Below are 12,135 nucleotides of genomic sequence, written 5' to 3'. Positions count from 1 at the left end.
GCGCGATGGACGTCAGCTGGGATTTGACCCTGAACGCGATCGTCTCGGGGATCATGCTGGGCGGCTTCTATGCCGCGGTGGCAGTCGGCATAACGATCGCCTTCGGGATGCTCGATATCGTCAATATCGCGCATCCCGCCTTCATCGTCGTCGGCGCCTTTCTCGCCTATATCAGCATCAATACCTTGGGCATCGACCCCTTTGCCATGGCGCCGATCTTCGCCGCGCTCGGCTTCGTGGGAGGTCGGCTGTTTTATCGCGCCTATTATCACTTCTTCGAACGGCGCGGCGATGAATCCTTACAAGGTCTCGCCTTTTTCTTCGGCATCATGTTCATCGTCGAGATCGGCCTGGTGCTGACCTTCGGCGTGGACTACCGGCTGGTGGACCTTTCCTATCTCGGTTCCACCTACACGCTCGGGTTCGTGCAGTTTCCGCTGCGCCTGCTCGCCCCCTGCCTCATCGGCATCGCGATGGTCGCCGCGGTTCAGCTGTATCTCGCCAAGACCTTCACCGGCCGGGCGATCCTCGCCGTGGCGCAGGACCCGGAGGCCGTGCGGCTCGTCGGCGCCGATCCGATCCACACCAAGGAGATCGCCTTCGGCATCGCAGTTGCGACGGCGATCGCCGCCGGCGTGCTCCTCATCATCATCCAGCCGGTCGAGCCGTCGTCGGGGCGCGAATTCATCGGCCGCGTCTTTGCCATCTGCGTGCTGGGTGGGATCGCGAGCCTGCCGGGAACGCTGATCGCCGCCATGATCCTCGGCATCGCCGAGACGCTGACATCGACCTATTTCGGGCCCTCCTGGTCGCCGGCGGTCGCCTTCGGCGTGCTCCTCCTGACACTGGCAGTGCGCCCAACGGGGATCCTGGGACGATGACGCAGATCTCTCCCGCCGCTCCCGCCGCCCGCAGCGGCGCCAAGCTCCGCGCCGCCGGCCACCCCGGCATCGCCATCGTCCTCGTCGGCGCTGCACTCGTCGGGCTGGAGCTCTTCGCCGGCTCAGGCGTGAGCGAGTATTACTTCCTCGCTTGCTACGTCATCGCACAATATGTGGTGCTTGCCACCGCCTGGAATATTCTCGGCGGCTACGCCGGCTATGTAAATTTCGGCGTCGCCGGCTTCTTTGCGGTCGGCTGCTACACGACGATCGTGCTCGATCAGCTCATCAAGCCGCCGCTGCCGGTCTCGATCCTGGTCGCCGGCGCGGTCGCGGGTCTCCTCGGCTTCGGCACCGGCTATCTTACCCTGCGGCTGCGCGGCGTGTTCTTCTCCATCGCAACGCTCGCGCTGGCGATGGTCCTGCAGACGCTGATCGTCAACTGGAGCTTCGTCGGCGGCTCGCGCGGCGCCTATGTCCTGCGCCCCGACGCCACCGCGCCTTTCGTCTCCTATGTGCAGTTCCTGCTCGTCGTCATGACGATCCTCGGCACCATGGCTGTGCTGATCGCTGCCGCCGTCGAGCGCTCCTGGATCGGCATGGGGCTCGCCGCCATCCGCGACGACGAGATCGCCGCCGAGGCGAGCGGGGTGCCGGGTCTGCGGCTGAAGCTGATCGCCACCACCCTCTCCGGCGCGCTCATGGGCATGGCAGGCGCGCCGTTCCCCTATTTCATCACCTATGTGGATCCGCCGTCCGCCTTCAGTCTGGCGATCGCCGTCAATGCCATCGCCATGCCGCTCATCGGCGGAACGGCCACCTGGTGGGGGCCGGTGATTGGCGCGGTGCTGCTCGCCTCCGCCCAGCAGATCCTGACGGTGACGATTTCGTCGGCGGCCAATCTGCTCATCGTCGGCATCCTGCTCGTCGTCTTCGTGACGGCAGCGCCGAGCGGCGTCGTCGGGCTCGTGCGGCGGTGGCGGGGAGGGGGCTCATGAACCAGCATCCGGCCGAGAGCCCACGCGGCCCCATCCTCGAGGCGCGCGGCGTCACCAAGATGTTCGGCGGCTTCACCGCCCTCCAGTCGGTCGATTTCAGCGTCGCTCCCGGCGAGCGGGTGGGCCTCATCGGGCCGAACGGTTCGGGCAAGAGCACCTTCGTCAATTGCCTGAGCGGCGCACTGACGCCCGAGCAGGGCACCATCCTCTTCGAAGCCTCGAATATCACGGGGCTGCCGGCGTGGAAGCGGGCCCGCCGCGGCCTCTCGCGCAGCTTCCAGATCCCGCGCCCCTTCCGCCGCCTCACCGTGCTGGAGAACGTGCAGGTGCCGCTGCGCTTCGCCCTTCCGGAGCCGTTGGCCGAGGGCTCGGCGCGGGAAGCGCTCGCGATTCTGGAGCGGGTCGGCCTGGCGCCGAAGGCCTTCATCAGCCCCAAGGACCTCAGCCAGGTGGAACTGCGCAAGCTCGAGCTCGCCAGGGCGCTCGCTTCCCGCCCGCGGCTCCTCATCGCCGACGAGGCCATGGCGGGGCTTTCAGACAGCGAGGTCGACGAGATCGTGGCGCTGCTCGAGGAGCTCAACCGCCAGGGCATCGCCGTCATCCTGATCGAGCACATCATGCGCGCCGTCATGCGCTTTTCGGAGCGCATCGTCGTCCTCGTGGCCGGTCGCAAGATCGCCGACGGCCGGCCCGACGAGGTGATGCGGCTGAAGGACGTGGAAAGGGCTTACCTTGGCCAGTAGCCTCTCCATCAGAGGACTCCATGCCGGCTATGGCGCGGTGCGCGTTCTGTCGGGCATCGACCTCGACGTGGCCACGGGCGAGACGGTCGCCCTGCTCGGCACCAATGGCAATGGCAAGAGCACGCTCATCAAATGCATCGCGGGCCAGGTGAAGCCGACGAGCGGCCGCATCGTCGCGCAAGTCGATGGTGTCGAGCACGATCTCTGCGGTCTCAGCACCGAGGCGATCGTCGGCCTCGGCATCGCGCTCGTGCCCGAAGGGCGGCGGCTTTTCCCGAAGCTCACCGTCGAGGAAAACCTCCTCCTCGGTGCCTACCGTCCCGAGGCGCGCCTCAAACTAACGGACAGCCTTGCCTTCTGCTTCGACGCCTTCCCGCGCCTCAAGGAGCGCCGGCGTCAGCTCGCCGGCAGCATGAGCGGCGGCGAGCAGCAGATGCTCGCCATCGCCCGCGCGCTGATGACCCTGCCCAAGATCCTGCTTGTTGACGAGCCCTCCGTCGGGCTCGCGCCGATCCTGGTCGCAAAGACCATCGACACCATCGCCGAGCTCAAGGCGCGGCTGGGGCTGACCGTGCTCATGGCCGAGCAGAATTTCCCGCAGGCGATCCGCATCGCCAACCGCGGCTATGTGCTGGTGCACGGCCGCATCGAGCTCAAGGCGGACGATCCGCAAACGCTGCGCGACAGCGAGATCGTGCGCCGGCTCTATCTCGGCACCGCCTGACCAAATCCCTTCACCCGAGCAACACGAGGATCACCATGGATATCACCGTAGGCAAAGCTGCCATTGCCGAGGCGACGAAGAAGCTCTCGAACTGGGGCCGCTGGGGCGCCGATGACGAGATCGGCACGCTCAACCACCTGACGCCGGACGACGTTGTCGCCGCAACGCGTCTCGTGAAGAGGGGCAATGTCTTCGCCCTCGGCATCCCGCTCGACGGCAACGGGCCGCAGAACGGCCTCTTCGGCGGCCGCTGGAACCCCATCCACACCATGCTCGCCACGGGCACGGATGCGATCGCCGGCCGTTTCGACGAGACCAACAAGATCCGCTACGCGGATGACGCGCTCAACATGCCGGTGCAGGCGGCGACCCATTGGGACTCGCTCGGCCACGTCTTCTATGAAGACAAGATGTACAACGGCTTCGACGCCAAGCTCGTCGACGGCGGCGGCGTGCACAAGAACGGCATCGAGCATACCCGCAACAAGATGGTCGGCCGCGGCGTCCTGCTTGATGTCGCGCGCTTCAAGGGCGTCGACAGCCTGCCGGACGGCTATGGCATTTCCAACGACGAGCTGGATGCCACGGCGCGCGCCCAGGGCGTCGACATCCGCAAGGGCGATTTCGTCATCATCCGCACCGGCCAGATGGAGGCTTGCCTCAAGGCCGGGGAATGGGGCGGCTATGCCGGCGGCGATGCGCCGGGCGTCAAGTTCGAGAACTGCTACTGGTCGCATGAACACCAGATCGCAGCGATCTGCTCCGACACCTGGGGCGTCGAGGTCAGGCCGAACGAGACCTCGGAAGTCTTCCAGCCCTGGCATTGGGTCGTCATACCGGCCATGGGACTCACCATGGGCGAGATGTTCTACCTGAAGGAACTCGCAGAAGACTGCGCCGCTGATAAAATCTACGAGTTCTTCTTCTGCGGCCCGCCGCTCGTCATCACCGGGGGCACCGGCTCGCCGATCAATCCGCAGGCCATCAAGTAACGTCTTCGCAAGGAGGGACCCAATGGCAGATTCGACGCGTCCTCTCGAAGGTCGAGTGGCGATTGTAACCGGTGCGGCGCGCGGTATCGGCGCGGCCGCCTGTATCGAGCTCGCCGAAAAGGGGGCGACGGTGATCGCGGCCGTCCGCGATCCCACCGGCGTCGCCCCGGACGTCTTCTCCGGGGCCGGCGATGCCATTGCGGTCCGCAGTTGCGACGTCGCCGACAACGGCGATGTCGAGCAGCTTGTGGCGAGCGTCGCCGATCAGTTCGGCCGCCTCGACATTCTCGTCAACAATGCCGGGACGATCGAGCCGATCGGGCGCATTGCCGACACCGACCATGCGCGCTGGCTGCACAGCGTCACCGTCAATCTCGCGGGCGCCTATTACGGCATCCGCGCGGCACTGCCGCATCTGCCGGCGGGCGGCGTGATCGTCAACCTGAGCTCGGGCGCGGCACATCAGCCGCGCGAGGGCTGGTCGGCCTATTGCTCCGCCAAGGCGGGGCTCGCCATGCTGACGCGGGCCATCGCCCATGAATATGGCGGAGCGGTGCGCGCCTATGGCTTCCAGCCGGGTGTCGTCGACACCGACATGCAGGGCCTGATCCGCGCCTCCGGCATGAACGAGATCAGCCGGTTGAAGCGCGAACAGCTTCGGCCGGTGTCGGACCCGGCGCGTGTCATCGCCTGGCTCTGCTGCGACGAGGCCTCCGACCTCGCCGGCCAGGAATTGTCGATCGCCGATGCAACCTTGCGCGCACGGGCCGGGCTTGCCGCTTAGCGAAGGTCGCGTGAAGCGCCCGCGGACGGCGAACGGAACACCGGTATCCGTTTCGCCGCAGACGCTCTATGCAATGCGCGAAGATTTCGACGCCGCTTAGTCACGTGATATCATCCGCACGCGCATGCATCGCTGGTGACCGCTGCCACGTGTTGGCGCAGTTCGCCGAGAAAAGCCTCTGCCAGACGCGATCGGGGCCGGGTATTCGCCCAAAGGAGGCGAGCGCGAATCTCGACCTTGGGCCTAAATGGACGGCGGACGAGATCCGGGAAAAGCGCCCTGGGCATCCACGGATCGACAATCGCAACGGCATCGCCGCTCTGCAAAAGCAGACAGGTCGTTAGGTTGTGATTGACGTCAATGGTAATGTCGAGCTTCACTCCACTTCGCCGGAAGATCTGCTCGAGGATATGATAAAGTGAGTGATGCGCATTTGTAATGAGCCTGTAGCCCTGCACGTCTTTTGGTTTGACCACACGCTGCTTGGCGAGGGGGTGTTCTTTGTGCATCACGGCGACGAGTTCGGCTGTGACGAGGTCTTCGGTGGCGATGTCGGAGTCGGTCAAAGGATTGGCGGTAATTCCGAGATCGATCTGCCGTGAGGTAGCGAGTTCCACGATCCGGCGCGTATTCGTCACGTCGAGCATGATGTGAACGTTTGGTCGTGATCGACGAAAGCGGGTGATCGCTCCCGCCACATAGGCATAACTAAGTGTCGGTGTTGCCGCGAGGCTCAAGAAGCCCGCATGCGTTCCGCGCAGGTGCTCCGCATATGTCTGAATTGCGTGGAATTTCTGGAACAGCATCTCGACCTCGGGAAAAAGGCTGAGCGCTTCCGGGGTGGGCTCTATGCGGCCGTGGTCGCGCCGGAAGAGCTGCATGCCCAGGCGGTCTTCCGCATGACGCAGGGCGGTGCTCACCGCAGGCTGCGAGATGCCCAGGATCCTGGCCGCCTCGGTGATTGATCCACCTTGCATGATGGCACGAAAGATCTCCAGCTCACGCAGATTCATGCGCTTCCTCCATAACGTCGAATTATACACCTTCCCAAGAATTAGTATTTGTTTGAATGACGGCTATGTCCCAATCTAGTGACAAGGTCGTCGGCGAGCGGAAACGGCCACTCACAATAGGACCACGGGAGGAATGCCGGATGGCTCCGGTCAGCATCTGTGATGTCCGCAAGTCCTTCGGTGCGCTGGAAGTTGTGCACGGCGTCTCGCTCGACATCGCTGACGGCGAGTTCATGGTCCTGGTAGGACCGTCCGGCTGCGGAAAATCCACTCTGCTGCGAATGATTGCGGGCCTTGAAGACATTTCTTCCGGCCAAATCTCGATCGGCGACCGTCCAGTCAACGATCTTCTGCCGCGCGACCGTGACGTCGCAATGGTTTTCCAGAGCTACGCGCTCTATCCGCTGAAGAATGTCTTTGAGAATATGGCGTTCGGATTACGCATGCGGCGCAATCCGAAGTCCCTGATCGATGAACGCGTCAATGCCACGGCCAAGATGCTTGCACTCGGCGATTATCTGAAGCGCCTGCCGAAGGAACTTTCCGGCGGCCAACGCCAGCGGGTAGCGATGGGGCGGGCGATCGTGCGGGCGCCGCGGGCGTTCCTCTTCGACGAGCCCCTGTCCAATCTCGATGCGCGCTTACGCGCTCAGATGCGGGTGGAGATCAGCCTGCAGCACGAGCGGCTGCGCACAACGAGCATCTATGTGACTCACGACCAGGTCGAGGCCATGACGATGGCGGATCGCATCGCGGTCATGCATGACGGCATCGTGGAACAGGTGGGTACGCCGACCGAACTCTATGATGCGCCTGCCAACGCCTTCGTGGCTTCCTTCATCGGCTCGCCGCCGATCAACATGATGCGGGGCATGCTCCGCCGGTCCGGCGACCGAGCCTGGGCAGATATCGCCTCCGACATCCGCCTGCCGGTTCCCGCGCATGTGGGTGGCGTGGACGGTCAACCCGTTATCTATGGCGTGCGACCCGAAAGCATCCAGGCCGGCAACGACGGCAAAATTCGCGGCAAGGTGGCGCTCGTCGAGATGATGGGGTCGCACTACCAGGTGCTCGTATCGGTCGCCGAGCATCGTCTTTGCCTCACCACGGACCGATCGAACCGTCTCGCTGTCGGCGATGACATCGCGCTCGATGTCGACAGCAGCTCCGTCCATGTGTTCGACCAGAAAACAGGCACGCGCATTTAAGGGGAGACAGCCATCGCCGGTTTGGTGCCGGACGAATATTAAAAACAAGCGAAAGGGAGGCGTCCATGTTCTCTGATTTCACACGTCGCTGCCTGGTGGCAGGAGCCACCTGCATGGCGCTGTTCGCCGGAAGTCCGGCCTCTGCGCAGGACGGCAACAGCCCCTACAAGGGAAAGACCGTCCGCTTTCTCACCTCAAGTAATGCGTCTCAGGATGCCTTCGCCGCCAAGCTCCAGGAGATCGGCAAGTCTTGGGGTATGACAGTTGACGTCCGGAGGCTGACGACGGACGAACTGCAGAAAAAGGTGGTGCTGGACTATGTGGGCGGCGCTGACACCTGGGATCTCATCTATGCTGGCGGTGTGCAGCGCGTCTTTGAATGGTTCGATCGCGGCATCCTCGAGGATCTGGCGCCCCTTATTGCCCAGCACGGCGACAAGAAGCTGCTCAACTGGGATGGCATCACCGTCGCTGGGCGCCACGCGGTAACCCTGGGCGACAAGATGATGGGCGTCACCGTCGCGACCAGCGACCAAGCGCTCGCCTATCGCAAGGACCTTTTCGAGAACCCTGAGGAGCAGGCCGCGTTCAAGGCAAAGTACGGGTACGATCTAAAGCCGCCGGAGACATACGAGCAATATCGGGATGTTGCCGAGTTCTTCACCAGGAAGAAGGGTGAAATGCTTGCCGGCAAGGTGCTCGACAACGACTTCTACGGTCTCGTGAACTCCAACAAGAAAGGAACCTATCTCTGGCACGATTATGAGAACCAGCTCATGGCCTTCGGCGCCGAGGTTTGCAAGCCCGATACGCTCCAAGCCGGATTGATGTCGCCGGCGAGCATCGAAGCAGCGGAATATTACAAGTCGCTTATTCCCTTCTGGCCTCCCGGCCACAACAATATGACGAGCGGCGAGACTACGTCATTGTTTGCCGACGGTCGTGTGGCGATGACGATCGAATATTTCGATCGTGTCGTTTATACAATCGGCAAAGGCGAGGGGGCTGTGAAGGCAAGCCAGCTCGGCTACACCTTCCCACCGACCAAGAAAGATAATCCGCGCGGCCTCAACCATCCCTACCGGGCGGGCCCGGCGGTCATTTCGATTTTCAGCCGCTCGAAAAACAAGGAAGCCGCCTACAAGCTCCTGGAAGCGGCGGCCTCGCTCGACGCCCAGATCGATATGGCGCGCAAGACGCCGGGCTTTATGCCGGCACGAACGGCCGCGTTCGAGCAGTTGAAGGGCGAGATGCCGGTGCTGCAATATCTCATCGATGTCGGCAACGGCGGCGCGGATGCGCTCTCCGACGCCGATGAGATGCCTTATCCCTGCATTCTTAGGTCTTCGGAAATCGGCGATTCCGTCAGCGACGCAATCTCGGCGGTCCTCGTCGGCGGCGACGTTAAAGAAGAGCTGCAGAAGGCGCAGAACACGGTGCAGAAGGCGCTCTATGATCTGAAGAGCTCCATGAAGAAGTAGGGGCAATCGAGGCAGCGAAACTGCCCGTGCCACAGCAAGGCTGGAACACCGGATCTTCGGTCGGGTGAACGGGGATGATCATGCCGGAATTTAGCACGCGATTCTTGGAAATTCACAGCGACTATGCTTGGGATTTCGACTGGGTGAAGAAGGCGCTTGCCTTCATTCGCGATCACGACCTGACGGGTCTGGTGTTCCACCAGAATGATGTGGTCGACCGCGTCACCTATCCCAGCGGGCTCTTCGCCAAAGGCCAGTCCTTCGCGAATATCCACGACCGCTATAGAGCGATCCATCGCGATCTGTACGCCTATGCCGCCCGCGAGCGCGGGATGGCGGTGCTGCGCCGCGACTACATGAAACGTGTCATCGAGCTCGCCGACCGTCAGGGAACGCAGGTGTGGTTCGAGAACAAGGAGCTCTGGTTTCATGACGCCATGCTGGAGTTCAATCCCCAGGTCTTCAAAAACGGAGCGCTCTGTCCCAACGAGCCGGTATGGTGGGATTATATAGGCACCAAATACGACGATCTCTTCTCTGACATCGGCGGGATCGCCGGCATCATCACGGCACCGGCGACGCGCGAAAGTAGACTGTCCATTTCCGGTCACCGCTGCCGCTGCGAACTCTGCCGGTCGACCCCGCCTGAAGCATGGTACGGCAGACTTCTGACGACGATGTATGAGCGGATCAAGGCAGCCGGCAAGACGCTCGTGGTGCGCGATTTCGTCTTCGACCTGAAGACCCAGACCGAGATCGCGACGGTGATGGAGGAATTGCCAGACGACGTTATCATCTGCTTGAAGAATACACCACACGACTATTATCCAACCTTTCCAAACAACCCGCGCATCGGCAAGGTCGGGCGGCACCGACAATGGATCGAATACGACGTCATGGCCCAGTACTTCGGCTGGGGCATAGGCCCGAGCCACATGGTCGATGATATGCGCGCCCGCTTCGACTATGCCGAACGTCACGGCGTCGAGGGCGTTCTCATTCGGACCGACTGGGAGGCACTACAGAACCACACCGCCTTCCAAACGCCCAATCTCCTCAATCTCTATGCGGCCTCGGCGCTTGCCGTCGACCGGGAGACACCAAAGCGCAAGATCTACCGCGACTGGCTCAGCGGCGAGGGCTATCTCGAAGCCGATGCTACCGAAACGGAGGTCGAGGAGGCGGTCGATTGGGCGATCGCGCTCTGGGGCGATAGCTGGGAGATCGTTCGCCGCGCACTCTATACCAACGACTGCGTGTTCTCCGACTCCAGCACCTATCCCGTGAGCTTGTCGCATGCCTGGTGGCTCGCGGAGGAAAAGAACAGTCTGCGCGATTGGGATCCGACGAAAGAGCACGCCATGGATGCCGATGAGCCGAATGTTCATCGCATTCTCGCGGAGAAGGACGAGGCGCTGCGGCGGGTGGAGGCGCTGAAGGACGTGGTGGCGCGCCGCCCGAAAGCGTTGACGGATGCGGCTCATGAGGATTTCCGCGGACGCATCGAGGTATTCCGGCGTTATATCCGCGGTTTTCGCGAGATCGGCCATGCCTGCATCCTGACGAAATATGTCACGGAGAACACCGAGCCTTCACCTTTCCGCGCCGAGGCGCGGCGAATGCTGGACCAGCGCCTCGAGGGCCTCCTCGATCTCGCGGCCGAGTTTCGCGATTTTCGCAAGCGAAGCGACCATTCCTACACGACCTATATAGCGCTCGGCAGCGACCGGCTGGAGGTGCTGCACGACGACCTCACGCGCCGGCTCGCGGCCGCAAATGAAAGCGAAAGCGCAAGCGGCATCTGATCACGACATGCAGACCCTTATGGCCAAGTCATCCTTATTGCGCCAAGTCGCTCGGCGGCGGGCGCTCATCCACGGAGGAGCCTCATGGCTTTCGGTTTTCGCGGGTTGGAGCTCAACAGCCACTACGTTTGGGATTTCGATTGGGCGAGAAAATCGCTCTCCTTCATCAAAGACAATCAGATGACGGCTCTTGTGCTTCACCGCAACGAGATCATCGATCAGCTCGTCTATCCGGCGGGCGTCTTTGCCCAAGGCACGAAATTCAAGAACATTTACGATCGCTATCGCGCCATTCATCGCGATCTCTACACATATGTCGCTCGGGGCCGAAGCACCCCGATGCAGCTACGTGAATATCTGAAGCGTGTCATTGAGCTCGCCGACCGGCAGGGCACACAGGTCTGGCTTGAAAACAAGGAGCTCTGGTTCCACGACGCGATCGTCGAGCTCAATCCGCAGGTCTTCAAGGGCGGCCCGCTCTGCCCCAACGAACCGGTGTGGATGGATTTCATCCGCAAAAAATACGAGGATCTTTTCTCCGACATCGACGGCATCGCCGGCATCATCACTGCGCCCGCAACCCGCGAAAGCCGGCTGTCGATTTCCGGCCATCGCTGCCAATGCGAATTGTGCCGATCGACGCCAGTGGAAAACTGGTATCGCAATCTGCTCAACGCGATGTACGAGCCGATCACGGCGGCAGGCAAGACGCTCGTGGTGCGCGACTTCGTCTTCGACCGCAAGACCCAGACGGAGATCGCCACCGCCATGGAGGAACTGCCGGAAGACGTCATCATCTGCCTCAAGAATACGCCGCACGACTACTATCCAACCTTTCCGGACAATCCCCGCATCGGCAAGGTGGGACCACATCGCCAGTGGGTAGAGTTCGAGGTGATGGCCCAGTATTACGGCTGGGGAGTCGGTCCGAGCCACATGGTCGACGACACTCGGCAGCGGCTTGCCTATGCCGAGGCGCATAACGTGGAAGGTGTGCTCGTGCGGACGGATTGGGAGGCGCTGGAGGCGCATTCCACCTTTCACACGCCCAATCTGCTCAATCTCTATGCCGTCGCCGAACTGTCCATCGACCGCGACAAGCCGAAACGCAAGATCTACCGCGACTGGCTGACGGGGGAAGGCTATCTCAAGGCCGACGCCACGGACGCCGACATCGAGGAGGCGGTCGATTGGGCAATCGCGCTCTGGGGCGATAGTTGGGAGATCGTCCGCCGCGCCCTCTATACCAACGACTGCGTGTTCTCGGACTCCAGCACCTATCCCGTGAGCCTCGCCCATGCCTGGTGGCTCGCGGAGGAAAAGAACAGCCTCCGCGATTGGGATCCGGCGAAAGAGCACGCCATGGATGCCGATGAGCCCAACGTTCATCGCATTCTGGCCGAGAAGGACGAGGCGCTGCGGCGGGTGGAGGCGCTGAAGGACGTGGTGGCGCGCCGCCCGAAAGCGTTGACGGATGCGGCTCATGAGGATTTCCGCGGACGCATC

General features: G+C 62.5%; 11 protein-coding genes. 10 read left to right on the top strand and 1 reads right to left on the bottom strand.

Annotated elements, in window-relative coordinates:
• Positions 1–5 precede the first annotated feature (5 nt).
• From ACFQU1_RS09345 to ACFQU1_RS09320, 6 genes are read left to right on the top strand one after another with little or no spacing between them, the layout of a single operon-like run.
• Positions 6–881: a branched-chain amino acid ABC transporter permease gene (locus tag ACFQU1_RS09345; protein ID WP_378131687.1), complete on the top strand. Its 876-nt coding sequence runs from the start codon at positions 6–8 to the stop codon at positions 879–881.
• A complete protein-coding gene (locus tag ACFQU1_RS09340) occupies positions 878–1,879 on the top strand; it encodes a branched-chain amino acid ABC transporter permease (protein ID WP_378131685.1) in 1,002 nt (333 codons plus the stop codon). The genes ACFQU1_RS09345 and ACFQU1_RS09340 overlap by 4 nt, the downstream gene beginning before the upstream one ends.
• Entirely contained in the window at positions 1,876–2,622 is a 747-nt protein-coding gene (locus ACFQU1_RS09335) for an ABC transporter ATP-binding protein (protein ID WP_378131683.1), read from the top strand. Before ACFQU1_RS09340 ends, ACFQU1_RS09335 begins: the two co-directional genes overlap by 4 nt.
• Positions 2,612–3,346, top strand: coding sequence for an ABC transporter ATP-binding protein (locus ACFQU1_RS09330; protein ID WP_378131681.1), 735 nt, complete (start codon positions 2,612–2,614; stop codon positions 3,344–3,346). Before ACFQU1_RS09335 ends, ACFQU1_RS09330 begins: the two co-directional genes overlap by 11 nt.
• Before the next feature lie 35 nt (positions 3,347–3,381).
• Positions 3,382–4,338 (top strand): cyclase family protein, encoded by a 957-nt coding sequence (locus ACFQU1_RS09325; RefSeq protein ID WP_378131679.1) that lies wholly within the window; start codon positions 3,382–3,384, stop codon positions 4,336–4,338.
• A gap of 22 nt (positions 4,339–4,360) precedes the next feature.
• Positions 4,361–5,122, top strand: coding sequence for an SDR family NAD(P)-dependent oxidoreductase (locus ACFQU1_RS09320; RefSeq protein WP_378131677.1), 762 nt, complete (start codon positions 4,361–4,363; stop codon positions 5,120–5,122).
• A 110-nt stretch (positions 5,123–5,232) separates the two neighbouring features.
• On the opposite strand, the gene ACFQU1_RS09315 is transcribed toward ACFQU1_RS09320, so the two are convergent.
• Positions 5,233–6,135 carry a LysR family transcriptional regulator gene (locus ACFQU1_RS09315; RefSeq protein ID WP_378131674.1) on the bottom strand — a complete coding sequence of 301 codons (903 nt, stop codon included), beginning with the start codon at positions 6,133–6,135 and terminating at the stop codon, positions 5,233–5,235.
• 140 nt (positions 6,136–6,275) lie between these two features.
• On the opposite strand from ACFQU1_RS09315, the gene ACFQU1_RS09310 reads away from it, so the two are divergent.
• The 4 genes from ACFQU1_RS09310 to ACFQU1_RS09295 form a co-directional block, all read left to right on the top strand.
• The gene (locus ACFQU1_RS09310; protein WP_378131672.1) at positions 6,276–7,343 is read left to right on the top strand and encodes an ABC transporter ATP-binding protein; all 1,068 of its coding nucleotides are present in this window, start codon (positions 6,276–6,278) and stop codon (positions 7,341–7,343) included.
• A gap of 65 nt (positions 7,344–7,408) precedes the next feature.
• Positions 7,409–8,824, top strand: coding sequence for an ABC transporter substrate-binding protein (locus ACFQU1_RS09305; RefSeq protein ID WP_378131670.1), 1,416 nt, complete (start codon positions 7,409–7,411; stop codon positions 8,822–8,824).
• A gap of 80 nt (positions 8,825–8,904) precedes the next feature.
• A complete protein-coding gene (locus tag ACFQU1_RS09300; protein ID WP_378131668.1) occupies positions 8,905–10,629 on the top strand; it encodes a hypothetical protein in 1,725 nt (574 codons plus the stop codon).
• Between the two features lie 84 nt (positions 10,630–10,713).
• A partial coding sequence (locus tag ACFQU1_RS09295; protein ID WP_378131666.1) for a hypothetical protein occupies positions 10,714–12,135 on the top strand: 1,422 nt, incomplete at its 3' end.

This window comes from Chelatococcus sp. GCM10030263 (genome assembly GCF_042666455.1).
In the GTDB taxonomy this organism is placed as follows: domain Bacteria; phylum Pseudomonadota; class Alphaproteobacteria; order Rhizobiales; family Beijerinckiaceae; genus Chelatococcus.
The sequence above is the reverse complement of the archived record's forward strand: the minus strand, read 5'-3'. Positions and strand labels throughout refer to the sequence as shown.